Source organism: Loktanella salsilacus (assembly GCF_024206795.1).
In the GTDB taxonomy this organism is placed as follows: Bacteria; Pseudomonadota; Alphaproteobacteria; order Rhodobacterales; family Rhodobacteraceae; genus Loktanella; species Loktanella salsilacus.
On sequence record NZ_CP072994.1, the window covers coordinates 3,252,004 to 3,277,104 of the forward strand.

26 protein-coding genes are annotated in these 25,101 nt (G+C 57.0%); 11 read left to right on the forward strand and 15 right to left on the reverse strand.

All coding sequences use genetic code 11. The features are described from left to right. Nucleotides 1-50 precede the first annotated feature (50 nt). Entirely contained in the window at nucleotides 51-2,690 is a 2,640-nt protein-coding gene (gene mutS, locus KBW81_RS15710) for a DNA mismatch repair protein MutS (protein ID WP_254247821.1), read from the forward strand. A 103-nt stretch (nucleotides 2,691-2,793) separates the two neighbouring features. On the opposite strand, the gene KBW81_RS15715 is transcribed toward mutS, so the two are convergent. Beyond that, on the reverse strand, nucleotides 2,794-3,348 hold the full coding sequence (locus KBW81_RS15715; protein WP_090188624.1) for a nucleotide exchange factor GrpE: 555 nt from the start codon (nucleotides 3,346-3,348) through the stop codon (nucleotides 2,794-2,796). Nucleotides 3,349-3,360: 12 nt separating this feature from the next. After that, nucleotides 3,361-4,425 (reverse strand): heat-inducible transcriptional repressor HrcA, encoded by a 1,065-nt coding sequence (gene hrcA / locus KBW81_RS15720; protein ID WP_090188622.1) that lies wholly within the window; start codon nucleotides 4,423-4,425, stop codon nucleotides 3,361-3,363. 116 nt (nucleotides 4,426-4,541) lie between these two features. Between hrcA and rph the strand changes: the two genes are divergently transcribed. Genes rph through hemW form a run of 3 tightly spaced genes read left to right on the forward strand, consistent with a single transcriptional unit; the run spans nucleotide 4,542 to nucleotide 7,019 of the window. Then, complete coding sequence (gene rph, locus KBW81_RS15725; protein ID WP_090188620.1) at nucleotides 4,542-5,249, forward strand: ribonuclease PH; 708 nt, start codon at nucleotides 4,542-4,544, stop codon at nucleotides 5,247-5,249. Continuing rightward, on the forward strand, nucleotides 5,246-5,854 hold the full coding sequence (gene rdgB / locus KBW81_RS15730; protein WP_254247822.1) for an RdgB/HAM1 family non-canonical purine NTP pyrophosphatase: 609 nt from the start codon (nucleotides 5,246-5,248) through the stop codon (nucleotides 5,852-5,854). The genes rph and rdgB overlap by 4 nt, the downstream gene beginning before the upstream one ends. After that, on the forward strand, nucleotides 5,847-7,019 hold the full coding sequence (hemW, locus tag KBW81_RS15735) for a radical SAM family heme chaperone HemW (protein WP_254247823.1): 1,173 nt from the start codon (nucleotides 5,847-5,849) through the stop codon (nucleotides 7,017-7,019). Before rdgB ends, hemW begins: the two co-directional genes overlap by 8 nt. Here hemW and KBW81_RS15740 read toward each other — a convergent pair. The 7 genes from KBW81_RS15740 to hemJ form a co-directional block, all read right to left on the reverse strand. Beyond that, entirely contained in the window at nucleotides 7,016-7,906 is an 891-nt protein-coding gene (locus tag KBW81_RS15740) for a ParB/RepB/Spo0J family partition protein (protein WP_254247824.1), read from the reverse strand. The genes hemW and KBW81_RS15740 overlap by 4 nt on opposite strands. Next, on the reverse strand, nucleotides 7,906-8,721 hold the full coding sequence (locus KBW81_RS15745; RefSeq protein WP_254247825.1) for a ParA family protein: 816 nt from the start codon (nucleotides 8,719-8,721) through the stop codon (nucleotides 7,906-7,908). Before KBW81_RS15745 ends, KBW81_RS15740 begins: the two co-directional genes overlap by 1 nt. Then, complete coding sequence (rsmG, locus tag KBW81_RS15750) at nucleotides 8,708-9,328, reverse strand: 16S rRNA (guanine(527)-N(7))-methyltransferase RsmG (protein ID WP_254247826.1); 621 nt, start codon at nucleotides 9,326-9,328, stop codon at nucleotides 8,708-8,710. The genes KBW81_RS15745 and rsmG overlap by 14 nt, the downstream gene beginning before the upstream one ends. Further along, nucleotides 9,328-11,190 carry a tRNA uridine-5-carboxymethylaminomethyl(34) synthesis enzyme MnmG gene (gene mnmG, locus KBW81_RS15755; RefSeq protein WP_254247827.1) on the reverse strand — a complete coding sequence of 621 codons (1,863 nt, stop codon included), beginning with the start codon at nucleotides 11,188-11,190 and terminating at the stop codon, nucleotides 9,328-9,330. The genes rsmG and mnmG overlap by 1 nt, the downstream gene beginning before the upstream one ends. A gap of 10 nt (nucleotides 11,191-11,200) precedes the next feature. Next, nucleotides 11,201-12,466, reverse strand: coding sequence for a tRNA uridine-5-carboxymethylaminomethyl(34) synthesis GTPase MnmE (gene mnmE, locus KBW81_RS15760; RefSeq protein WP_254247828.1), 1,266 nt, complete (start codon nucleotides 12,464-12,466; stop codon nucleotides 11,201-11,203). Between the two features lie 28 nt (nucleotides 12,467-12,494). Then, the gene (gene rho / locus KBW81_RS15765) at nucleotides 12,495-13,769 is read right to left on the reverse strand and encodes a transcription termination factor Rho (protein ID WP_090188603.1); all 1,275 of its coding nucleotides are present in this window, start codon (nucleotides 13,767-13,769) and stop codon (nucleotides 12,495-12,497) included. Between the two features lie 120 nt (nucleotides 13,770-13,889). Continuing rightward, entirely contained in the window at nucleotides 13,890-14,336 is a 447-nt protein-coding gene (gene hemJ, locus KBW81_RS15770) for a protoporphyrinogen oxidase HemJ (RefSeq protein ID WP_090188601.1), read from the reverse strand. A 405-nt stretch (nucleotides 14,337-14,741) separates the two neighbouring features. On the opposite strand from hemJ, the gene KBW81_RS15775 reads away from it, so the two are divergent. Genes KBW81_RS15775 through dnaQ form a run of 4 tightly spaced genes read left to right on the forward strand, consistent with a single transcriptional unit; the run spans nucleotide 14,742 to nucleotide 17,446 of the window. Further along, nucleotides 14,742-15,341, forward strand: a complete 600-nt coding sequence (locus KBW81_RS15775) for a Maf family protein (protein WP_254247829.1) — start codon at nucleotides 14,742-14,744, stop codon at nucleotides 15,339-15,341. After that, entirely contained in the window at nucleotides 15,338-16,171 is an 834-nt protein-coding gene (locus tag KBW81_RS15780; protein ID WP_254247830.1) for a shikimate dehydrogenase, read from the forward strand. Before KBW81_RS15775 ends, KBW81_RS15780 begins: the two co-directional genes overlap by 4 nt. Further along, nucleotides 16,168-16,758: a dephospho-CoA kinase gene (gene coaE, locus KBW81_RS15785; RefSeq protein ID WP_254247831.1), complete on the forward strand. Its 591-nt coding sequence runs from the start codon at nucleotides 16,168-16,170 to the stop codon at nucleotides 16,756-16,758. The genes KBW81_RS15780 and coaE overlap by 4 nt, the downstream gene beginning before the upstream one ends. Further along, entirely contained in the window at nucleotides 16,751-17,446 is a 696-nt protein-coding gene (gene dnaQ / locus KBW81_RS15790) for a DNA polymerase III subunit epsilon (protein ID WP_254247832.1), read from the forward strand. Before coaE ends, dnaQ begins: the two co-directional genes overlap by 8 nt. Before the next feature lie 24 nt (nucleotides 17,447-17,470). Here dnaQ and secB read toward each other — a convergent pair whose 3' ends face one another. Together secB and KBW81_RS15800 are read right to left on the reverse strand one after the other, a co-directional pair. After that, a complete protein-coding gene (gene secB / locus KBW81_RS15795; protein ID WP_090188589.1) occupies nucleotides 17,471-17,992 on the reverse strand; it encodes a protein-export chaperone SecB in 522 nt (173 codons plus the stop codon). A gap of 55 nt (nucleotides 17,993-18,047) precedes the next feature. After that, nucleotides 18,048-18,536: an FxsA family protein gene (locus KBW81_RS15800; protein ID WP_254247833.1), complete on the reverse strand. Its 489-nt coding sequence runs from the start codon at nucleotides 18,534-18,536 to the stop codon at nucleotides 18,048-18,050. 110 nt (nucleotides 18,537-18,646) lie between these two features. Between KBW81_RS15800 and KBW81_RS15805 the strand changes: the two genes are divergently transcribed. From KBW81_RS15805 to KBW81_RS15815, 3 genes are read left to right on the forward strand one after another with little or no spacing between them, the layout of a single operon-like run. Continuing rightward, nucleotides 18,647-19,309, forward strand: coding sequence for a Tim44/TimA family putative adaptor protein (locus KBW81_RS15805; protein WP_254247834.1), 663 nt, complete (start codon nucleotides 18,647-18,649; stop codon nucleotides 19,307-19,309). A gap of 53 nt (nucleotides 19,310-19,362) precedes the next feature. After that, nucleotides 19,363-20,337, forward strand: a complete 975-nt coding sequence (gene mltA / locus KBW81_RS15810; protein WP_254247835.1) for a murein transglycosylase A — start codon at nucleotides 19,363-19,365, stop codon at nucleotides 20,335-20,337. Next, nucleotides 20,337-20,915 carry a Smr/MutS family protein gene (locus KBW81_RS15815; RefSeq protein ID WP_254247836.1) on the forward strand — a complete coding sequence of 193 codons (579 nt, stop codon included), beginning with the start codon at nucleotides 20,337-20,339 and terminating at the stop codon, nucleotides 20,913-20,915. The genes mltA and KBW81_RS15815 overlap by 1 nt, the downstream gene beginning before the upstream one ends. Here the strand turns inward: KBW81_RS15815 and KBW81_RS15820 are convergent. The 4 genes from KBW81_RS15820 to hslV are packed head-to-tail and all read right to left on the reverse strand — an operon-like array spanning nucleotide 20,898 to nucleotide 25,075. Then, entirely contained in the window at nucleotides 20,898-22,118 is a 1,221-nt protein-coding gene (locus KBW81_RS15820; RefSeq protein ID WP_254247837.1) for an MFS transporter, read from the reverse strand. The genes KBW81_RS15815 and KBW81_RS15820 overlap by 18 nt on opposite strands. A gap of 37 nt (nucleotides 22,119-22,155) precedes the next feature. Then, on the reverse strand, nucleotides 22,156-23,454 hold the full coding sequence (gene hslU / locus KBW81_RS15825; protein ID WP_254247838.1) for an ATP-dependent protease ATPase subunit HslU: 1,299 nt from the start codon (nucleotides 23,452-23,454) through the stop codon (nucleotides 22,156-22,158). 2 nt (nucleotides 23,455-23,456) lie between these two features. Continuing rightward, nucleotides 23,457-24,521, reverse strand: a complete 1,065-nt coding sequence (locus tag KBW81_RS15830) for a hypothetical protein (protein WP_254247839.1) — start codon at nucleotides 24,519-24,521, stop codon at nucleotides 23,457-23,459. Then, the gene (gene hslV / locus KBW81_RS15835; RefSeq protein WP_090188574.1) at nucleotides 24,518-25,075 is read right to left on the reverse strand and encodes an ATP-dependent protease subunit HslV; all 558 of its coding nucleotides are present in this window, start codon (nucleotides 25,073-25,075) and stop codon (nucleotides 24,518-24,520) included. Before hslV ends, KBW81_RS15830 begins: the two co-directional genes overlap by 4 nt. Nucleotides 25,076-25,101: the final 26 nt, after the last annotated feature.

Sequence of the window (25,101 nt, forward strand, 5' to 3'; positions counted from 1 at the left end):
TTCATCGCGGGCGCGCGGATGATAGCAAAACCGCAATACCGGGGGATGCTATGACCGAGACCGTGACGCCGATGATGGCGCAATATCTGGACCTGAAACAGGGCTATCCTGATGCCATCCTGTTCTACCGGATGGGTGATTTCTACGAGATGTTCTTTGATGATGCCGTCGCTGCCGCCGCCGCGCTGGACATCGCACTGACAAAGCGCGGCAAGCATCTGGGCAACGATATCGCGATGTGCGGCGTGCCGGTTCACAGCGCTGAAGGCTACTTGCTGACGCTGATCCGCAAGGGATTTCGCGTCGCCGTCTGCGAGCAGATGGAAGATCCCGCAGAAGCCAAAAAGCGCGGATCGAAATCCGTCGTGCACCGCGACGTCGTGCGGCTGGTCACGCCCGGCACATTGACCGAAGACACGCTGCTAGATGCGCGCCGCCATAACTTTTTGGCGGCGATTGCGCAGGTGCGCGACATCACGGCGCTGGCTTGGGTCGATATCTCGACCGGAGCGTTGCGGGTGATGGAATGCCCTGTGCTGAACCTTGGCCCAGAACTGGCGCGCCTGTCCCCCAAAGAAGTGCTGATCGCGGATGGCACCGAACCCGAATTTCGCGACATCGTCGAAGATGCTGGCGGCAGCCTGACGCCGCTTGGGCGATCCGCATTCGATAGCACGCAAGGCGAAAAGCGGCTGTGCGATATCTTTGCCGTCGGATCGCTCGACGCTTTTGGGAGTTTCAGCCGGGCAGAGGTGGCGGCGCTCGCGGGCCTCGCGGCGTACCTAGAGATCACGCAAAAGGGCAACCTGCCCCTGCTGCGCCCGCCGGTACAGGAACAGCGCGCCGCGATCATGCAGATCGATGCCGCGACACGGCGCTCGCTAGAGCTGACGCAAACTATGGCCGGTGGCCGCGCTGGATCGCTGTTGGACGCAATCGACAGGACAGTCACCGCCGCCGGGGCGCGCCTGCTGGACCGCAGACTCTCTGCCCCGTCGCGCCGCATGGACGTAATCACTGCGCGGCAGGATGCGGTTGCTGCGCTGTGTGACAATTCGGCTATGACGGCTGATCTGCGTGAACAGCTGCGCAGCGTCCACGATCTGGACCGCGCGCTGTCGCGACTAGCACTAGAACGCGGCGGTCCGCGGGATATGGCCGCCATTCGCAATACAATCGGTCAAGCTGCGATCCTGTATCAGACTCTTAGCAAAGCCGAATTGCCAGACCTGCTCGCGACTGCTCAGCGTGACCTTGTCGGGCAAGATGAACTGCTTGCACTTCTGGATGCCGCCCTTGTCGCAGAGCCGCCATTGCTGGCCCGCGATGGTGGGTTCATCGCGCCAGGCTATGATGACGCGCTAGATGCTGCGCGGCAATTGCGCGACGAAGGCCGCAGCGTGATTGCGCAAATGCAGGCGGAATTCATCAAACAGACCGGCATCAATGCACTGAAGATCAAGCATAATAACGTGCTTGGCTACTTTATTGAAACCACGGCAGCCCACGCAGACCGGATGTTGGCACCGCCGCTGTCCGACACCTTTATCCACCGCCAAACGACTGCCAACCAAGTGCGTTTCACAACTGTTGAGCTTAACGAAATTGAGTCGCGCATCCTCAACGCAGGGGGCGAGGCGCTCGACATCGAAAAGCGGCTCTATTCAAACCTTTCGGCACAGATTTTGTCGCATCAGGCTGCTTTAGGCCAACTCGCCCGTGCCATCGCAGAAATCGACCTTGCTGCCTCCTTCGCGCATATGGCGCGGCAAGATGGCTGGGTGCGCCCTGCGATCGACGACAGCCGCGCGCTTCACATTATCGGCGGCAGGCACCCTGTGGTCGAAGAGGCGCTTCGCAAGTCCGGCACGCCTTTCGTTGCCAACGACTGCGAACTGACTGAAACGCCAATCTGGCTGCTAACCGGTCCGAACATGGCGGGTAAATCGACGTACCTGCGCCAGAACGCCTTGATTGCCGTCCTCGCACAAATCGGGGCCTTCGTTCCTGCCGCGTCAGCGCATATCGGTATCGTCAGCCAAATCTTCAGCCGCGTCGGCGCGTCCGACGATCTGGCGCGCGGACGATCAACCTTTATGGTCGAGATGGTCGAAACCGCAGCGATCCTGAACCAAGCCGATGACCGCGCCCTGGTCATCTTGGATGAAATCGGCCGCGGCACCGCGACTTACGACGGTCTGTCGATTGCATGGGCGACGCTTGAACACCTACACGACGTGAACCGCTGCCGCGCCCTATTCGCGACCCACTATCACGAGATGAGCAGCCTTTCCGCTAAACTTGACGGTGTCGACAATGCCACGGTTAGCGTCAAGGAATGGGATGGCGACGTCATATTCCTGCATGAGGTCAAGAAAGGCACCGCTGACCGCAGCTATGGCGTGCAGGTGGCGCGGCTGGCGGGCCTTCCACCGGTCGTGGTGGCGCGGGCAAAAGTTGTGCTTGAGGCGCTTGAAAAAGGCGAACGCGAAGGCGGCACCGCGCGCCGCGCTGTCATCGACGACCTGCCGCTGTTTGCAGCGACACCGCCAGCACCGCCGCCCACGCCCGTGAAACAATCTATGATCGAGGATCGCCTGCGCGATATTATGCCAGACGATCTGACACCAAAAGACGCGCTGGCATTGGTATACGAGTTGCGGGCATTACTGTCTGGAACAGAAAAATAGGACAACGGCGCAGTTGGTGTCCTAAACTTCTTCTGGTTCTAAATACCTTGGGGGTCCGGGGGCAAAGCCCCCGGACGATCGCCGCGCAACGCGCGGCGAAACCTTAGCTTGCTGGCATCGACGATACGCCGACCTGTGCAGGGCGCAGCAGGCGATCGTGCAGCATGAAACCTTCGGTCGAGACCTGAATGATGTGGCCAGCTTTGGTGCCGGGGACAGGTGCCTCGAACATCGCTTGGTGCACGTTCGGGTCAAATTTATCGCCAACCTCGGGTACGATTGGGTCGATGCCATGCTTCTTAAAGACGGAAATCAGTTCGCGCATCGTCAACTCCACGCCTTCCAGCAGCGCAGCGTTCACGGCTTTCTCTGCCTCTTCAGCCGACTGAAGGGCGCGGCGCAGGTTGTCATAGACCGGCAGCAGATCGCGCGACATGCGGGAGGAGCCGTAGTTCTCGGCCTCTTTGCGGTCGCGGTCGGCGCGCTTGCGGGTATTTTCCGCATCGGCGAGCGCACGCATGAATTTGTCACGCATGTCGTCACGCTCGGCCTCGATCGTAGCGATACGAGCCAGAACGTCGTCGCCTGCGGCGTCCATGGCGTCGCCTTCGGCGGCCAGATCATCAAGGGACATCGGTTCAGTGTTTTCGTCGGACATTGTCACTTCCTGTCAGGTGCGGTCGGCGATCATCTGGCCGACCCGCTGTGCGGTATAATTCACGATGGGCACGATGCGCCCGTAATTCAGCCTTGTCGGACCAATGACGCCCACGGCGCCGATGATCTTACGGTCGGCGTTCATATAAGGAGAAACGACCAAAGAGGAACCCGAAAGTGAGAAAAGTTTATTTTCGGACCCGATAAAAATGCGAACGCCGTCGCCGTCCTCTGCCAATTCAAGGAACTGCGCAATATCACGTTTGCGTTCAAGATCGTCAAAGAGGCTGCGGATACGGTCAATATCTCCCGCCTGATCGCCATCACCCAGAAGGTTACTGCGGCCGCGGACGATCAAACGCTCATTCTGCTCGCCCTCATTTTCCCACAGCACTGCCCCCGACTGGACCAACTCTGCTGCCAGCACGTCAATTTCGCGTCGGCGGGCTTTGATCTCTCGGGTGATGACACCCCCTAGGGTGGATAGGGTTTGCCCCTCTGCGATGGCATTTAGAAAATTCGCGGCCTCGCGCATAGAGCTTGGGGTTTGACCGGTTGGCGGCGTGAAAAGGCGGTTTTCCACGTGACCGTCGGCAAAGACCAAAACGACAAGCGCCCTTGTTGCGGACAGCGAAACAAATTCGATATGGCGGATTGGGGCTTCATGCTTTGGCGTTAGTACCAGACTCGCAACCTGCGTCACGCCTGATAGGGCAGAACCCACCCGGTCCAGCATCGCGCCGACGTCATCATCGCCGCTGCCTAGGGTCTGGTCGATCCGTGAGCGATCTTCGCCAGACAAATCGCCAACCTCAAGCAGGCCATCGACGAACATCCGCAACCCCAATTGCGTCGGTACCCGCCCAGCAGAAACATGCGGACTGCCGAGCAGTCCCAAGTATTCCAGATCATTCATCACGTTGCGGATCGTCGCTGCGCTGACCTGTTCGGATAAGGTGCGCGTCAACGTACGGCTCCCGACTGGCGCACCCGTTTCCAGATAGCCTTCGACAATGCGTCGAAACACCTCGCGCGAACGGGCGTTCATGTCGTCGATAAGGGGCGTTCGGTGCGTCATGGGCATCCAATTCAAGGCGATGTCATTAAAGCGTGTCGGCACGCGGCGTCAATCGGGCTTGGATTTCATAGATGGGCGGCGTATCCGACGAACGCAACCTAGAAAGGACCCATCCCATGCGCCCATCCGGCCGTAAGATCGATCAAATGCGTGAAGTCAGCATCGAAACTGGCGTTACGCGTCACGCGGAAGGGTCCTGTCTGATCCGCATGGGTGATACGCATGTCCTGTGCACAGCGACGATTGACGAACGCGTTCCGCAGTTTCTGAAGAACTCTGGCCTTGGTTGGGTCACGGCGGAATACGGCATGTTACCACGTGCCACGCATACTCGGATGCGGCGCGAGGCGAAGAATGGCCAAAGTGGCCGCACACAAGAGATCCAGCGTCTGATTGGGCGCTCTCTGCGGGCTGGTGTGGACCGTGTCGCCCTTGGCGAGCGTCAGATCACCGTGGACTGCGATGTCATCCAAGCTGACGGCGGCACGCGCTGCGCCGCGATCACCGGGGGCTGGGTCGCATTGAAGCTGGCTGTGAACCAGTTGATGAAGGCTGGTATCGTGATCAGTGATCCGCTGGTCGATCCGGTCGCAGCCATTTCCTGCGGCATCTATGCCGGGCAAGAGATTTTGGACCTAGACTATCCCGAGGATTCCGAAGCGGGCGTTGACGGCAATTTCATCATGACCGCTGGCAAGTTGGTCGAAGTGCAAATGTCTGCTGAAGGCGCGACCTTTAGCCGGGGTCAGATGGACAATCTGTTGGACCTTGCAGGCGCCGGCATCACTGCCTTGAACCGCGTTCAATTGGACGCCGTGAAATGAGGAAGTTTGAAGGAAAAGAACTGGTCATCGCCACTCACAATAATGGCAAGCTAGAAGAAATTGCGGACCTGCTGTCGCCTTTCGGTGTCACACTGACCTCTAACGCAGATCATGGGCTACCAGAGCCGGACGAGACCGAAACGACCTTTGTCGGCAATGCCCGGATCAAGGCGCACGCTGCAGCCAAGGCGACGGGACTGCCAGCACTGGCCGACGACAGTGGCCTAATGATCGACGGTCTAGGCGGCGCGCCGGGCGTTTACACCGCCGATTGGGCCGAAACGCCGAATGGCCGCGACTTTGGAATGGCCATGCAACGTGCCTGGGACGAGCTAGAGGCCGTAGATGCCCCTGCCCCGCGCACAGCGCAGTTCTGCTGCACGCTTGTACTGGCCTGGCCGGATGGTCATGACGAGGTATTCCCCGGCCTTATGCCCGGGCAAATCGTCTGGCCTGCACGCGGTGATCAAGGGCATGGATATGACCCTATATTTCAGCCTGAAGGCTATGCTGTGACATTCGGCGAGATGGATCGCTGGGAGAAGAACAAGATCAGCCATCGCGCTGATGCCTTTGCCAAGCTGCTGGCGGGTTGTTTTGCCTGATCTTATCCCAGCAGACGATTGGCGTGCAGGCGGCTTTGGCCTTTATCTGCATTGGCCCTTTTGCAAGGCAAAGTGCCCCTACTGCGACTTCAACTCTCACGTAGTAGCAAACATCGACGAGGCACGTTGGGAAGCTGCATACCTGAGCGAGATTAAGCGTCTTGCAGCGCAAACCGAAGGCCGGGTTTTGCAGTCTGTGTTTTTTGGCGGCGGCACACCTAGCATGATGTCCCCCGATCTGGTGGATTCGATCCTGCGCCAGATTCGGGCCAGCTGGCCCGCAGCCAATGACATCGAGATTACACTAGAGGCTAATCCGACCTCTGTTGAGGCAGGTCGTTTTGCGGGGTACCGTGACGCGGGCGTCAACCGCGTATCCCTTGGCGTTCAGGCGTTGAACGACAGCGACTTGCGGCGGCTGGGGCGGATGCATTCGGCGCAAGAAGCCTATACCGCTTTTGATATTGCGCGCAGCGTGTTCGACCGCGTCAGTTTTGATCTGATCTATGCGCGGCAGGACCAGTCCTTAGCGGATTGGAAATCCGAGTTATCGCAGGCCCTTTCGATGGCTGTGGATCACTTGTCGGTTTACCAGCTTACCATCGAGGACGGGACAGTATTTGGTGCCCGTGCCGCCGCTGGACATCTGTCCGGCCTGCCCAGTGACGACCTTGGAGCGGACCTGTACCTGATGACACAGGACATGTGTGGCGCGGCTGGTTTTGATGGATATGAAGTGTCGAACCATGCGCGGCCAGGTGCGTCCAGCATTCACAACCGGATTTACTGGCAGTCTGGTGACTACGTCGGAATCGGCCCAGGTGCGCAGGGCCGACTGACGCTTGACGACACCCGTTGGTCTACATCGACGCCCCTGGCCCCAACAACGTGGCTTTCTCAGGTAGAACGGACTGGAATGGGTGAAGACCCCCGCGATATCGTATCAGCGGGTGACCACCGCACTGAGTTGCTGCTGATGGGGCTGCGATTGCGCGAAGGTCTGGACAAAGCGCGGCTTGCGGCCAACGGCATCGACACAGATGCCAAACGCATCCGGGACCTTATCGATTTGGGATTTGTCGCAGACGACGCCGAACGACTGCGCGTGACGGATGCAGGACGCCCGGTGCTGAACGGCGTCCTGCGCGAAATCTTAGCGGATTAATCCCCCGTCAGTTGGCGCATCAGGTCATCTAGTTGCGCCAACGTCTTGTAAGAAATCGTCAGCTTACCGCCCTCTTGCCCGGCGGCATGATCAATCGTCACGCCCATGCCGAGCGCAGCGGACAGTTCACGTTCGAGCATAACGGTGTCAGGATCTTTTTCCTTGTTCCGCGGCTGGGAACTACTGCGCCCTGCGGCTGGACCCTTTTTCGTCAGCCGCTCCGCTTCGCGGACGGACATCTGTTTCCCGATGATCTGCTGCGCCAGCGTTTTCGCGTCGGGATGGCCCACAAGAGTCCTTGCGTGGCCTGCGGTCAGCTTGCCGTCGGACAGCCAATCTAACACTTCGGACGGAAGCTGCAAAAGTCGCATCTGATTGGCGATATGACTGCGACTTTTGCCAAGCGCCGTTGCGAGCTGTTCCTGCGTATGACCAAAACGGTCCATGAGCTGGCGATATCCTGCAGCCTCGTCCACGGGGTTCAGATCGGCGCGCTGAATGTTCTCGATGATAGCAATTTCGAGGACTTCGGTATCATTGAAGTCTCTGATCAGGACCGGCAGTTCATGAAGCTGCGCCATCTGCGATGCGCGCCAGCGTCGTTCACCCGCGACAATCTCGAACAGATTTGGATCTTCCGGCGCAACACGAACGATAAGTGGCTGAATCACACCCTTTTCGCGTATTGAATCAGCCAGATCAGACAGTGCATTGGGTTCGAAAGTGCGGCGCGGCTGATCCGGATTTGGGCGAATCCGCTCTACGGGCACCATCATATCGGCACGGCGTGGTGCGGATGTGGTGTCAGATGGCTGATCAACCGCTACATCTGCCATTAATGCCGAGAGTCCACGGCCTAAACCGCGTGATTTGGGAGGCGTCGCCATTAGCTGACCCTTTTCAAATGAATGTTATCCTTTGCCATGACCTCTAATGCGAGTTCGCGGTAGGCTTGGGACCCGGCCGAGTTACTATCATACGCTAAGGCGGGCAAAGAATAGGAAGGCGCTTCGCTTAGTCGAACATTGCGCGGGATGACCGTTGTATAGACGAGCCCACCGAGGTTTTCCCGCGCGTCGGCTTCGACCTGTTGGGAGAGGTTGTTTCGGCGGTCGTACATTGTCAGAACGACGCCCGCTATTCGCAACGATTTGTTTGCTGTTTGCCGCACTTCCCGAATAGTCAGCATAAGTTGCGACAGCCCCTCAAGCGCAAAGAATTCACTTTGCAGGGGCACGATGACCGCGTGCGCTGCGACCATTGCGTTCACAGTCAGGATGTTGAGAGAGGGTGGGCAATCAATCAAAATGTAATCAAAGGCGAATGCGTCCATCGGAAGCTGGCGCAATGCGTCAAAAAGTAGGAATGACCGTTTTTCGTTTGAAATCAATTCGATGTCGGCAGAACTAAGATCGGTCGTCGCAGGGATGATGGACAAATTTGTAAAGGTCGTGGACTGAATGGCCTCTGACGGAGACGCGTCCCCAACAAGAAAATCATATGTGGTCACGTCGCGCCGATCTGCGGTGATCCCCAGCCCCGTGGACGCATTCCCCTGGGGATCGAGGTCGATCAAAAGTACGTTTTGTCCTTGCTCGGCTAAGGCAGCTCCAAGATTGATGGTCGTCGTAGTTTTACCGACGCCGCCCTTTTGGTTGGCCACAGCGATTATTCTCGCGTTGATTTGGTCATTTAGTGGCACGGCGGATATCCTTGATCTGCAGAATACGGGCTTCTTGATCAGTATGGCTTGGATAGAGGTCGATACTGAAATCCCAGGCATCGCGTGCCTGAGAAATTTCATCTTCAAATGTTCTACCTTTTTGGAATAATGCAATTCCATCAGGTTTCAGCAACTGCACCGCATAGGATAGAAGTTTAGGTAGCGGTGCTAGCGCTCTTGCGGTTAATACATCTGCTCCGGTCGCGGTTACATTTTCGATGCGATCAGCTTTCACTGATACCGATAGTCCCAACTCTCGTACTACGGTGCGTAGAAAAACCGCTTTTCGTTGATCACTTTCTACAAGAACGGACTGCAATAACGGCATCTTTTCCCTGGCAAGAATCGCAACGACTATACCTGGGAGCCCCCCACCACTGCCAATATCTGTAAGCTTGGTCGAGCCAGATGATAATAGTTGAAAAATCTGCGCAGAATCGACCACATGTCGTTCCCATGAGGTCGAAATTGTGGACGGTGCGATCAGATTAATCTTATCTGTCCACTTGAGGAGCAGGCTTTGATAGTGCTCTAGGCGATCGATTGTTTCACGTGAAACATCGCGAAGTGGCGCATCAAATTCCATCAAATAGCATCCCTAAGTGTTTCCCGCTGAAGAGCCGCGGCAATCAGAAGCGCTGCTGCCGGTGTCATCCCCTCCATCTGATTAACCTGAGCCATGTTGCGAGGCAACGTCCGGTTAAGTTTCAACTTAAGCTCATTCGACAAGCCTGACAGCTTCTCAAACGAAAAGCCAACCGGTATGATCATAGCCTCGTTGCGCTGCAACGCATCAATGTCGCGCTGTTGCCGCTTGATATAATGAGCATAAAGCGCATCATTCCGAATTTGGCGTCCTACAACCGGTAAAATTCCACCCGTCTCGGGTCGTAACCGCTGAAGTGTCTCAAACTCGAAGTCGGCGAGTGACAGTGCCGACAATGCAGAACGTCGTGGCGTGTCGGGGTTAACATTAATTCCAGCTTCAGCGAGTTCGGATCCTGAAAAACTTATGCCTTCAAGGGACTCTGTCGCTACTTTTATGTCGGACATTTTAGTTGCGAAGGCGGCCCACCTGCCCTCCCCTACCAAGCCAAGGTCCCTGCCAACCGGTGTTAGACGTTGATCAGCATTATCGGCCCGCAAAGCGAGTCGAAATTCTGCACGAGAGGTAAACATCCGGTATGGCTCTGTAACGCCCTTGGTTGTCAAATCGTCGATCATGACCCCGATGTAAGAAGTTGCCCGGCTAAACACGACATCAGATTGACCCAATGCGCGGCGTGCAGCATTAAGCCCCGCCACAAGACCCTGAGCAGCCGCCTCCTCATAGCCTGTCGTGCCGTTAATTTGCCCGGCAAGGAACAGCCCCGGGCATGCACGCAATTCCAACCCAGCGGTAAGATTACGCGGATCCACGTAGTCATATTCAATCGCGTAACCCGGTTGTTGAATAATCGCTTTCTCTAAACCGGGAATCGATCGCACATACTCTTCTTGAACATCTATCGGAAGTGACGTGGAAATTCCATTGGGGTAGATGACGTCCGTTGTAAGCCCTTCAGGCTCTAAGAAAATCTGATGAGATGATTTATCCGCAAACCTCGTTACTTTGTCTTCGATTGAAGGACAGTAACGTGGCCCAACACCGCTAATATGCCCTCCATACATCGCGGATTTATCTAGGTTTTTCCGAATGATATCATGCGTATGTGGCGTTGTGTGGGTAACACCACACGAAATCTGACGAGCCAGCTTTCCGGGTTTCAAAAACGAAAAAAGAACAGGATCAGCGTCACCATCTTGCCGATCAAGGGATTCCCAATTTATCGTTTTGCCATCAAGGCGCGGGGGAGTGCCAGTCTTGAGGCGACCCATCTGCAAACCCATGTCATCTAGGCGCTCTGCCATACGAACGGCGGCTTGGTCGCCCATGCGTCCGCCTTCGTGCTTTTTATCCCCGATATGGATGACGCCGCGTAGAAATGTTCCGGTGGTCAGAACAACTGACTTCGTCGAAATTTCAGTACCATCGGCAAGTCGCACAGATTCCAGACCGTTAGTACTAGGCGTAAAGTCGACGACCTCGCCTTCAATGATCGTCAGATTTTCTTGCGACATCGTCACCGCCTGCATCGCGTTTTTATACAGAACGCGGTCAGACTGGGTCCGTGGACCTTGAACAGCAGGCCCTTTCGTGCGGTTCAATAATCGAAACTGAATGCCGGACACGTCAGCAACGCGCCCCATTGCACCACCAAGTGCGTCTACTTCCCGAACGAGGTGTCCTTTGCCAAGGCCGCCGATCGCAGGATTACACGACATGACCCCTATACCGGCAATCGACATCGTTATTAGCGCAGTTTTAGCACCGGCTCGTGCAGCAGCTAATGCCGACTCACAGCCAGCATGGCCACCGCCCACCACAATTACGTCAAAATGTTTCACGTGAAACACCTCATTTCCCGATGCAAAAACTGCTAAAAATCTCGTCTAGAAGGTCCTCTACATCTACCCGCCCGACGATCATGTCAACCGCACGCGTTGCTGATCGAAGGTCTTCGGCGATCAAATCCGGCGGGCCATCGGCAACAATAAGCTCCTCCGCCGCGCGTATAGAAACAAGGGCCTTTTCCATAGCGTGCCGGTGGCGATCGCGGATCGCAATTCCCGCCCCCGCACTAAGTTGCGATAGAACTCTTGTGATCTTCTGAACAAGTTCATCGACGCCGTGCCCAGTCAAACCAGAGACCCCCTCGCCACCGTCGTCCACCTTTGCGCGCACAACGATATCGTTTTCCAGAGGCTCAAGCGGCAGATTTTTATCTTCTTCGATCAGAAAAACACGCAAATCCGACAACTGCGCACGATCCAGTGCCAGCTGAACCCCAAGGGATTCGACAATATCGTCCGTCTCTCGCATACCCGCAGTATCCAAAAGAGTGACCGGCAACCCGCCCAGATCCATTCTGACTTCGATGATATCTCTTGTCGTACCCGCAACTTCGGACGTAATAGCCGCAGCACGCCCCGCTAACCGGTTCAGCAGCGTAGATTTTCCAACATTAGGCCGACCAACAATCGCAACTTCAAAACCGTTCCGAATCCGTTCCGCAGCACCAACGCCTATAATTTGCTGCGACATCGCAGATGTTGTGCGATCAAGTAGCGCATTAACTTCTGGATAAACGTTGACCGGGACGTCCTCGTCAACAAAATCTATTGTTGCTTCAACCAACGCCGCTGCCCGTATCAAATCTTTGCGCCATGTCTCAGCCAGATCGCCAAGGACACCGCTGAATACCGCCAAAGCTTGCTTCCGCTGAGCTTCGGTTTCTGCGTCGATCAGGTCGGCCAGACCTTCAACTTGTGCCAGATCAAGTCGACCGTTTTCCAACGCACGGCGCGTAAATTCACCCGGCTCTGCAAGTCGAGCACCGAGTGACGCAAATCGATTGGAAACTGCGGCAGCGACAGCGACACTCCCGTGTAAGTGAAATTCGACAACTTCCTCGCCAGTAAAGCTCCGGTTTTGCGCAAATCGCAAAATCAGCGCCTCATCCAAGATCTCGCCATCGCCATTCCGTACGCGCCGCAGTCCCCGAGCTTCTGGAACGCTCCCTACCATTAGGGCAGCAATATCAGATGCTTTGGGACCGGACAGTCTGAAAACGGAAACGCCCGCCCGGCCAGGGGCCGTAGCGAGCGCATAAATCGTATCCATGAGGTAACCTGTTGTCAGGAATAAGGGATCAGGTGTTCATCGAATCGAAGAAGTCAGCATTGGTCTTCGTCTGCTTCAGCTTTCCGATCAGGAATTCAATCGCATCTGTTGTGCCCATCGGGTTCAAAATGCGCCGCAGAACATAAGTTTTCGCCAGATCCGACTTTTCGACCAACAGCTCTTCTTTCCGGGTGCCGGATTTCAAGATATCCATCGCAGGGAAGACCCGCTTATCAGCGACTTTGCGATCCAACACGATTTCAGAGTTACCCGTACCTTTGAATTCTTCAAAGATCACTTCATCCATCCGGCTACCTGTGTCGATCAGCGCAGTCGCAATAATCGTCAGCGACCCACCCTCTTCGATATTCCGCGCAGCACCAAAGAACCGCTTGGGGCGTTGAAGCGCATTCGCGTCGACGCCGCCGGTCAGAACCTTACCAGACGAGGGCACAGTTGTGTTGAATGCACGACCCAAACGCGTAATCGAATCAAGCAAGATGACGACGTCGCGCTTATGCTCGACAAGCCGCTTTGCCTTTTCGATCACCATTTCGGACACAGCAACGTGCCGCGTTGCCGGCTCGTCAAAGGTAGAGGACACGACCTCGCCCTTCACGCTGCGCTGCATATCTGTAACTTCTTCGGGGCGTTCGTCGATCAAAAGAACGATCAGATAAATCTCAGGATGGTTCTTCTCAATCGAGTGCGCGATGTTCTGCAACAGCACAGTTTTACCGGTCCGCGGCGGTGCAACAATCAGCGAACGCTGACCCTTACCGATCGGCGACACAAGGTCGATAATACGTGCAGATCGGTCCTTCTTATCGTGCTCGCTATCGACTTCCATCTTCAGTCGCTCATCCGGATAAAGCGGCGTCAGGTTCTCGAAAGCAACCTTGTGTTTGGTTTTTTCCGGGTCTTCAAAGTTGATCTTTTCAACCGTCTTAAGCGCAAAATACCGTTCATTATCATTGGGTTCCTTCATGGTCCCCTCAACAGTATCGCCCGTCGACAGCGAATACTGGCGGATCATATCAGGAGAGACGTAGATGTCGTCAGGCCCCGGCAGATAGTTTGCTTCTGGCGAGCGCAGAAATCCGAAACCGTCCTGCAAAACTTCCAGAACACCGTCGCCGCCGATCAACCATTCCTCGTCAGCACGCTCGCGCAAAATAGCGAACATCATATCGCCTTTACGCATCGTCGAGGCGTTTTCGATTTCCAGCTCTTCAGCCATCGCCAAAAGATCCTTGGGGCTTTGGGCCTTCAGGTCAGCAAGGTTCAGACGGTGTTCGGACATGGGCAGGGTTCCAGCGCCGCGTACGGCGTTTTTAAAAAGGTCAGGTCGGGAATACGTAATGCGCCCGGACGGGCTACGTCCCAGTCAACTATCCTGAAAGTCATCAAAAGTCAACGTTGCTTAGAACGGCCTGACAATGACGGCGATAACCGCGACGACCATCAAGAGCGTCGGCACTTCATTCGCAATCCGGTAGACCCGCCCAGACCGTGTATTGCGCCCCTCAGCAAAGTCCTTGCGCCGCGCGGCCATCCACATGTGGGCCGCAGTCATTGCAATCACAGCACCCAGCTTTGCCCAGCCCCAGACAGCGCCAAAATCCAAACCGCCCATACCAATCATCAAAAGCCCGCAGATCCATGCCGTGATCATCGCAGGGTTCATAATCACACGCAGCAGCTTTGCTTCCATGACTTGGAATGTCAGATCAAGTTCCGACCCGGGTTCTGCTTTCTCTGCATGATACACGAACAAGCGTGGCAGATAGAACAACCCAGCCATCCAAGCGAGCACTGCCATCACATGCAATGCTTTGATCCAAGAGTAGTAAGGCGCAAGCCAGTCCATGATCTTATCCCCGCTCGGTGCCCTGACTTCCTTAAAGAATAAAGAAAGAAAGAAAAGATGATGATGTTATAGGTAAGCCCAGAATCTGTGGATTAAATGTTCATCCGCAGACTTATCCCCACTTCACTTGTCTAAATTCAACTGTAACTTGACGTTGGGTTCAAAATTTTATTTATATTTAACAACAGGATATTTGATCATCCTCGCTAAGACTTACACTATCTTCACACTTGACTCGTCCAAACCACGTGACTTGCACACATGGGCCCTTTATCCCGTCCCCAAGTTAGGAACTTGTTCATGAATGTGAATTCTATCCACCTTCCCAAGGTCCGTTTTCATTGAACCAACGCCGCGGTCGCTTCGCCCCCAATATGAACCACAACTTGTCCAGGAGTTTTCCACATGCCTGAACCCCTGATTTTGGCGAGCGGGTCGACAATCCGCGCCACGCTTTTACGCAATGCTGGTGTCAGTTTCACAACCGCCACCCCGCGCGTTGACGAAGATGCAATGAGGGACGCTTTACGCGCCGAAGGGGCCTCTCCGCGCGATATTGCCGACGCCTTGGCAGAGATGAAAGCTGCAAAAGTCTCGGCCCGCAACCCCGGCGCGCTTGTGATTGGCTGCGATCAGATCCTGGCGCATGGCGCGACCATCCTGTCGAAACCCACCAGCACCGACGATGCGATTGCCCAGCTTTCCGAATTGCGTGGCGGCGTGCACCAGCTTTTGTCCGCTGCGGTGATCTACGAGAACGGCAAGCCGATATGGCGCCACGTCGGCGTCGTTCGCCTGCATATGCGCGATGCCAGCGACGCCTACCTGCGCGACTATGTTACCCGCAATTGGGAAGAGGTCCGCCACTGCGTCGGTGCCTACCAGATAGAGGCAGAGGGGGTGCGGCTCTTTCATCGCATCGAGGGGGATTATTTCAATATCCTTGGTCTGCCGCTGCTAGAGCTCTTGTCATATCTGACGTTGCGCGGAACATTGCCAGCATGACCCGACCAGATATCCCCCTCGCCGGCGTGATCGGAAACCCGATCGGCCACTCTCGCTCGCCGCTGATGCACAAGCATTGGCTGCGCCGCTATGATCTACGCGGTGACTACGTCCCCCTGCATGTGGCAGAGGGTGATTTGGAACGGGTCGTGCGCACCCTGCCCCGCATGGGTTTTGTTGGTGCGAACGTCACATTGCCGCACAAAACTGCCGTTCTTCAGATTGCTGATCATCAATCCGACCGCGCCACCCTGATAGGTGCCGCAAATACGCTGACATTCCGCGATGATGGTAGTATTTTCGCCGACAATACAGATGGTTACGGATTCATGTCCAACGTCCGCCAAGGCGCGCCGAATTGGGATCCGAAATCCGGCCCCGCGCTCGTGCTAGGTGCAGGCGGCGCTGCGCGTGCGATTATCGTCGCTCTGGCAGACGCCGGGGTGCCGCAAATCCTGCTGGCGAACCGCACCCGCGCCAAGGCAGAGGCGTTGAAGGCAGATTTTGGCCAACGTATTCGTATCGTGGACTGGGTGCAGGTCGGTAACGTCGTTGAAGACGCGGCAATTGTCATCAACACAACCTCTCTCGGGATGACGGGACAACCTGCGTTGCGCATTCCCCTTGATGGCTTGCAGCCTGACACCGTTGTCACTGATATCGTCTATTCCCCGCTACAAACGCCTTTGCTGCAAACGGCCGCTGCCATGGGCTGCGTCACGGTCGATGGCCTTGGCATGCTCTTGCATCAAGGCGTCCCGGGGTTCGAGCGGTGGTTCGGCAAACGGCCAGAGGTTGACGACGCCCTCCGGGCTGCCGTTCTGGCATGACCCATCTGCTGGGACTGACCGGGTCCATTGGTATGGGCAAAAGCACGACGGCAGATATGTTCCGGGATGTTGGTGTGCCCGTCTGGGACGCGGATGCCGCGGTGCATCGCCTATATGACGTTGGTGGCGCTGCAGTTGGTCCAATAGGCAAGGTCTTCCCATCTGCTGTAATTCACGGTGCCGTCTCTCGCGCAGCGCTGAAAGACGTGTTGAACACTGACCCGTCACATTTGAAAACCTTGGAAAACATCGTTCATCCACTGGTTAAAGCTGACCGCGACGCTTTCATCGCAGAACAAACTGGCCCGCTCGCCCTGCTCGATATCCCGCTCTTGTTTGAGACGGGTGCAGATACTTGGCTGGATACGGTCCTTGTCGTCTCGGCCCCTGCGGATGTGCAAGCTGCGCGTGTGATGGCGCGGCCTGGGATGACACAGGACACCTTTGACATGATCCTTGGCCGTCAAATGCCTGATGCCGAAAAGCGCGCCCGCGCTGACGTCGTGATTGAAACGCTGACACTGGACGACACCCGCCGTGCCGTGCAAAACCTGATCTTCGATCTGACGGGGAAATCGCATGCGTGAAATCGTTCTAGACACTGAAACCACCGGTTTCGAGCCTGAAGACGGCGATCGCATTGTCGAAATTGGCGCGGTTGAGCTGATAAACCACATGCCCACGGGCCGCACCTATCACCAATATATCAACCCGCAGCGATCCATGCCGCAGGGTGCGTTCGAAGTGCACGGCCTTGGCGATGATTTTCTACGTGATAAGCCCTTGTTCGCTGCTATCGCCCAAGACTTTCTGGATTTCATTGGCGACGACGCCAAGCTGATTATCCATAACGCTGCATTCGATATGAAATTCCTGAATGCGGAGCTCGGCTGGGTCAAAAAGCCGCTTATCGCTATGGACCGCGCGCTTGATACGCTGGCCATCGCCCGGCGCCGTTTCCCCGGCTCTCCGGCGTCGCTTGACGCGCTGTGCCGCAGGTTTGGCATCAACAACGACGCGCGCACCCTGCACGGCGCGCTGCTTGATAGTGAAATTCTGGCTGAAGTTTATCTGGAACTGATCGGTGGTCGTCAGCCTGACTTTGCCCTGTCCGCAAAGTCGAACAAATCAGATACCGCAGGCACAAACACAGCATGGCGCGCTGCGCCGCGTGAAATGCCCCTGCCCTCTCGGTTAAGTGCAGAGGAAACCGCCGCCCATGATGCTTTTGTAGCGAAACTGGGCGACGGTGCGTTGTGGAAACGGCTGGGCTAAGCCAGGCTTAGTTGCCCGCTTTAGTTAGTTAACTGGCTGTTCAGCCTGCATCTTTTTCTGCGCTTCGATCTGGGCAGCCAGCTTTGCACGGTACAGCGCGACATAGTCGAACTGTTCCAGGTTCAGCGACTGAAAGCCGCCTTCGCGTGTCAGATCAGCGACCAGTTTACGCACATATGGGAATACCAAACGCGGGCATTCGATCATCAGGTACGGACCCATTTGGTCATCAGGCACGCCGCCAATCTGGAATACGCCAGCATAATCCAGTTCCAGAACGAACAGCGTCTCGCCCTTTTCCTTGGTCTTGCTGGTAATGTTCAGCTTGGTGATGACCTCATACTGATCATCTGCACCGCGCTTGCGGGCGTCGACGTCAACACGGGCCTGAATATCAGGGGTCGCATCGCCCGTGATGCCCTTCTGGGCCAGAATGTTTTCGAACGACATATCACGCACATATTGCGCGATAATCCGGTTCGTCACGACGGGCGGCTGCGCTGGCTTTTGCGGTGCTGCGTCTTGTGGTGTTTCGTTTTCGGCCATCTGAAGTCTCCTCAACTCTAATTGCAGCAAGGCATATCAGGCAGCCGCAGGTTGCTCAATGCCGTGTCCAGCCGGATGCATCGTGGGTTGGGCGCTTGTCTGGATCAACGGCCTCAAACTCGCCGTCGATGACGCGGTCATCCGGCCCGTTGTGACGCGGGCCCGGTTTACCCTGTGGTCCCATTTCAAACTGCGCAAACCGCACGCGGGATTTGATGGCTTGGAATGCGCGCGCCCGAATACCCGGCACCAACAACGCAAAGCCGCAAGCATCCGTGAAAAAACCCGGCGTCAGCAGCAATGCGCCTGCAAACAGGATCATCGCGCCATTGGCCAGCGGCTCTGCCGGATCTTGCAGGGTGGAAAAGGATTGCCGCAACCGCCCCAGTTCAGCTGCGCCTTGCGTGCGCACAAGGTATGATCCCAAAACAGCGGTAAACAGCACGATTGCCAAGGTCGGCCATAGACCGATCAGGCCGCCAACCTGAATAAACAGGGCGATTTCGATGAGCGGGATCGCGATAAAAGCCAGAAGCAGTCGCATTTGTGGGTCCTTTGGTCACGGTCGTAGGCGCATAGGTGGACTTGGCCTACTGTGACACCTACATAGGAAACACAATCGACGGTTTCCAGCCGCCCCCGAAAGAGGATCCTATGAACGCACCGATCATCCAGCTGCTTGTTCTTGCCGGTATTGCCCTTTTCCTGATCCTGCGGTTGCGCGGTGTCCTTGGCACCCGTGAAGGGTTTGAAAAGCCGAAAGTCCCAGTGGATCAGACGAAAACCGACCCGCGCCGCAGCAACTTTGAGGTGATCGAAGGCGGTCCTGATCGTGACATCACCGACCACGCTGCCGACGGCAGTGATACCGCTCAGGCGCTTGCTGCGATGAAGCGGATTGATCCGTCGTTCAACGTGACGCAATTCCTGACGGGCGCGCGATCGGCCTACGAGATGATCTTAATGGCGTTCGAGCGTGGCGATCTGGACGAGGTTAAGAACTTCATCTCTCCTGAAGTGTATGACGCTTTTGAATCCGTCGTGCATCAGCGCGCCGATCAAGGCCTGACCATCACCGCCACATTTGTCGGCATCAGCGATTTGGCTTTGAAAGAAGCTACCCTGGATCCGCAGACCAAAGAGGCAGAGCTGACCGTCCGCTTTACCGGTGAAATGACGTGGGTTGTCCGCGATCACGGCGGCGATATCGTCGATGGCGATACGAACGCCATCAAGCGTCAAAAGGACGTCTGGACCTTTGCCCGCGTGATGGACAGCAACGATCCGAACTGGCGGCTTGTTGCCACTGGCGAATGATCGCAAGTCTGGCGCGAACGGCCCTTGTGGCCCTTGGCATGACGGGGGCCGCCATGGCTGAACCAACCTATACGTTTCTGACCTTCGACGACCTAGACGGCTGGGCCGACGATGATCACGCCGCAGCGCTGGATGTTTTCACCCAGACCTGCGGTGACATCGCCCGCCCTGATTGGGCGCAGCTGTGTGCTGTTGCAAAAGACGGACCCGCTGCCCGCGATTATTTCGAGACGTTCTTCCAGCCCGTCCTGATCGAAGACGGTGAACCGATGTTGTTTACGGGCTATTACGAGCCTGAAATCGCGGGCAGTTTGACCCCTGACGACACCTACCGTTTTCCGATCTACCGCCTGCCCGGTGACGGTACCGAAGGCACCTATAGCCGCCGAGAGATTGAAGAGTCCCTGCCCTACGCTGACCGCGATCTTGAAATCGCGTGGCTTGCTGATCCGGTCGATCTGTTCTTTTTGCAGGTTCAAGGCTCTGGCCGGATCCGCCTGCCCGATCGCCGTGTGATCCGCGTCGGGTATGCTGGCAAAAACGGGCGCAACTACACCTCTGTCGGTCGCGCCTTGGTGGCGCGCGGCGTTTATACGCTGGATCAAGTGTCATCCCCTGTTATTCGCCAATGGGTGCAGGACAACCCCGAAGAAGGCCAATCGCTGCTTTGGCTGAACGATTCCTACGTCTTCTTCCGCACAATTGACGAAGTCCCGGCTGAAAAAGGCCCGCTTGGCGCGATGAACAGGTCGATCACGCCAATGCGCAGTATCGCCGTGGACCCAGCGATTACCTTGCTCGGTGCCCCGGTTTGGATCGAAAAGGAAGGCGTTGAACCACTGCGCCGCCTTATGGTCGCGCAGGATACCGGATCAGCGATCAAGGGTGCGCAGCGCGCTGACGTTTATTATGGCACAGGCGACGCAGCCGGTGCAGCCGCTGGCGCGGTCAAGGATCCGGGCCGGATGGTCGTGTTGATGCCGATTTCCTATGCGTTGGCCAAAGTTACAGACCCGCTGGATTACTGATGCGACGGCCCCGGCATCTTTCGCCTGACGACAAGGCTGTCTGGGATCACGTCCGCAGCCAAGTCAAACCCCTGCATCCCGTAAAGAAACCTACGCCAGAGCCGAAGCCCGCGCCCGCCGCGAAAAAAATGGCCCCGCGCCCGCCCGTCGCCGCATTTAAGGTCGGCACCAAGGCCGACATCACCCGTCCCAATGACATTCTGCCGCCCCTGCGCGACAGACTGCGCAGTGCGCCTGTCACGATGGACGCCAAGAATTTCCTGCGCATGAAGGCGGGCAAGCTGAAACCCGAAGGCCGCATCGACCTGCACGGCATGTATCAGGACGAGGCATATCCCGAGTTGATTGCCTTTATCCTGAACGCGCAGGCGGCTGGCAAACGTCTGGTCTTGGTTATCACGGGCAAAGGCCGTCTTGATGATGGCTGGGGCCCTGAAGGGCGCGGCGTTCTGCGGCGCTATGTGCCGCAGTGGCTGCAACTTCAGCCCCTTGCCCCTGCGGTGTTAGAGGTCCGCCCAGCCCACCTGAAACACGGTGGCGACGGTGCCTACTACGTCTATTTACGCCGCCGAAAGTGACTTGCGCGCGGTTGTGACGCCGATGGTCGCAGCACCTGCTGCAAACACGAAATAGACTGCGTAACCCCACATTTGCTGTGGGAATTCAATGCCATGGTCGATGAGCAGGCCAGATATACCCGGACCTATCGCCGACCCAAATACCATGATTGCTGCCGCTGCTGCCTTGATCGACCCGATATGGCGCGTGCCAAAAAACTCTGCCCAGAACGCGGCAGGCAACGTCGACTGCATGCCCTGCCCTGCGCCGAGCACGAGCAAGGCAATGCCTGCCGCAAACAGACTATCCGCGCCGGCCATCAATGCAAAACCGACGGCAAAGGGCAGCATATAAAACGGCACGATGCGACCTGTGCCAATCTTATCGACGCCCCACCCAGTGCCAAAAGTCGCGGCAATAATCACACCCGTATATAGGGGAAACAACGCGACGAACCCCGCCAGCGGCCAGCCCTTTACCTCTGTCAGGTGAACCTGCTGGAAAAACAGCGCAGTGCCCCAGGCGGGCGGGCCCAACAGCGCGGGCACCATCAGCCAGAACAGCGGATGCCGCAGCACCTGCCCCCGTGTCCAATGCAGTCCATTCATGCCGGCAGCTTGTTCGTCCTTCGCCATGCTTTGCGGCGTGCGTTCATGCCGCAGCAGCATGGTCATCAGCGGGACCGTCAGCAGTACGATCCCGGCTGCGACAACCCACAGCATCCGCCAATCCCACGTCATCAGCAGGGCAACGAAGATGATTGGCAAAACGGCCTGCCCTACGGCAAAGCCCATCGACGCGATCGACAGCGCCTTGCCGCGCGATGCGACAAACCAGCGTGCCATGGCGACGACAGCCAAATGCGACGACATCCCCTGCCCGAACAGCCGCAGAAAAAAGATGGCGAGCACCAGCAGCGCCGCATTTGGGACCGCCGCCATGAACAAACACGCCGCCGCCAGCGCAAGCAGGACCAGCGTTCCCAGTGCCCGCACGCGAAAGCGGTCCACCAAGGTGCCAGCCCAGACCATCGTGATGGCAGAAGCTGTTGTTCCTAAAGTATAAATTCCGCCCCATTGCCCGTCGCTTAGGCCGAAATCGTCCATGATCTGCCCGGCAAAGAGCGAGATAAAGAACGTCTGCCCATAGGACGACGTCAGAGTCAGTGTGAAGCCAGCCAGCAGGAACAGCCAGTTGGCGCGAACAAAATGTATGAAACTCATACCACTTGTTCGCGCCGCGAGGCCGGAAAGAAAAGCCCTAAAGCACGTAGCGGGACAGGTCTGTGGACCGGGACATTGCGCCGACGTGCTTTTCAACAAAGGCCGCGTCGATCACGATCTCTTCGCCGCCGCGGTCGGGCGCGGTAAAGGACAGATCCTCGAACACACGCTCGATCACCGTATAAAGCCGCCGTGCGCCGATATTCTCCACGCTTTCATTCACCTCTGCCGCGATCTTTGCCAGTTCTGCGATCCCGTCTTCAGAGAAGGTCACCGTCAAATTTTCTGTCTTCATCAGCGCAGAATACTGCAATGTCAGTGCGTTATCCGTTTCGGTCAGGATGCGCACAAAGTCGCCTTCCGTCAGCGGCTGCAATTCTACCCGGATTGGCAGACGGCCCTGCAATTCAGGCAGCAGGTCAGACGGCTTAGCGACATGGAACGCGCCAGAGGCGATGAACAGGATGTGGTCCGTTTTGATCGGCCCGTATTTCGTGCTGACGGTGGTGCCTTCGATCAAGGGCAGCAAATCGCGCTGCACGCCTTCGCGGCTTACATCGGCGCCGCGTGCATCGGACTTGGCGCAGACCTTGTCGATTTCGTCCAGAAACACGATGCCGGATTGCTCTACTGCCTCTAGCGCGGCCTTGGTCACGCTTTCGTCGTCTAGCAGCTTGTCCGCTTCGTCTGCGATCAGCGCCTCGTAGCTATCTGCGACGGTCATCCGCTTTTTTACGGTGCGCCCGCCGGACATTTTGCCGAACATATCGGCAAGGTTCATCATGCCGGGCTGCTGACCGGGAATTTCGAACCCGCCCAATGGGTTAGATGTATCGGCCAGCTCTAGCTCGATCACGGTGTCGTCCAGCAAACCATCGCGCAGCTTTTTGCGAAACAGATCGCGGGTGCCTTCGCGGGCGTCCTTACCAGCGACGGCAGTGACGACACGTTCCATCGCGGCATCAACCGCCTTCGCCTTTACATCATCGCGCATATAGCCGCGCGTTTCCGCGATGGCGCTTTCCATCAAGTCGCGGATGATCTGCTCAACATCGCGGCCAACATAGCCGACCTCGGTAAACTTTGTCGCTTCGACCTTAATGAACGGTGCACGGGCCAGCTTGGCCAAGCGGCGGCTAATCTCTGTTTTGCCGACGCCGGTGGGTCCGATCATCAGGATGTTCTTGGGATACACTTCGTCGCGCAGGTCATCGCCCAGTTGCTTGCGGCGCCAGCGATTGCGCAACGCAACGGCGACAGCACGCTTCGCGTCGCCTTGGCCAATGATGTAGCGGTCCAGTTCGGACACAATTTCGCGGGGGGTCAGGTCTGTCATGATCAGTCCTTTGTCAGATGGGTGGGCGGCAACCGGTCAAGGGGCAGGACCCCCGCCAATGGCCGCAAAAGGGTGGCGCGAATGGGTTGCCAGAACGCGCCAAGGGTCAAAAGGGCGATGCCAAGCAGCAGGATCGGCGTCGCTGCATGGCCAGGGTTGAACACTGTCAACGACAGCGTCACGATATATCCGATTGCGGCGATCAGGAACGACCGCCGATCAATGATGATGGCAACGGCGGCAAAGAATGCGAGCACCGCCAGCAGGATCAGGTTGGCCGCTGCGCTGTCTTGGTCCAGCAGCGACAGCGCCACTGTGTTCACCAGCGCCGGTGCCGCCACAAGGTGCAGCCAGAACCCGTTCGCTGACCGGCGCGTCACGCGGTGTGGGTCCGACATGTCGAACCACATGGCAACGGCAAAGACCGCGAGGCCAACCAACAGGGTGATCCACGCGAATGGCCCGCTTGCTGACAGCTTAAACATCTCGGTCCAGGTCGCGGGCGTACCGCGTGCGATCGCGGCAAGTAATATCGCGATGCCAAAAACGCCGACAGCGACAACAGCCAAGGCAAAGGGCACGCGAAAGCGCACCCAATAGACCAACAGTGCCAGCGTCGCGCAGATGGCTGGCCATGGCAGGCTGCTAAAATCGCGCTGCGCCACCATAAAGGGTTCGGCAAAATGCGCGCCAAAAGTGCCAAGCGCCGTGATCGCAAAAAAGATGCTCAGCGCGATGGCTGGGGCCACCATGCGGCGGCGGCGGACAAAGTATTCTGACAAGCCCCAGATCAGCGCGCCGGTTAATGCACCAACCATCAGCACGTTGCTTGTTTCTTGCGCCAGAAAAAGGCCAAAGCTAGCAGCCCAACCAGCGGCAAGAATGCACAGACCGACGACGATGAAAATTTCGTTGAAGCCTTTGAACAGCTCGAACGGTTCATCAATCTGCTGCAAATCGGACCGCGCCGCTTGCCGGTTCTGCGCGAGGGACGCCAGCGACGCAGCCTGCGCCTCTGAAATGACCCCGGCAGCCGTTGCAGCGCGTAGGTCGTCGCGGTCGATCATGCTGGTATGGTCTCTACGGTCAGTTTTCCGTTGGTGTAGACACAAATGTCAGACGCAATCGCCATCGCTTTGCGGGCAATTGCCTCTGCGTCCAGATCGCTGTCCATCAGCGCCCGGGCGGCAGCGAGGGCATAGTTGCCGCCAGAGCCAATCGCAGTCACATCATGTTCAGGTTCCAGCACGTCGCCTGCGCCGGTGATCACGTAAAGGTCTTTGCCGTCGGTGACGATCAGCATCGCTTCTAGCTTTTGCAGGTATTTATCCGTGCGCCAGTCCTTTGCCAGCTCCACACTGGCGCGCTGCAGTTGACCGGGGGTGGCTTCTAGCTTTTTCTCAAGCCGTTCCAGCAGGGTAAAGGCGTCAGCAGTCGATCCGGCAAAGCCGACGATCACATCACTGCCTTTAACGCTCAGCCTGCGGACCTTGCGCGCGGTGCCTTTGATGACGGTCTGGCCAAGGCTGACCTGCCCATCGCCTGCGATGACGACTTTGCCATCCTTGCGCACACCGATGATCGTGGTCCCGTGCCAGCCGGGGAAGTCTTCGCGGCTCATGGATACCTCATGTGTTAAGTTCATTG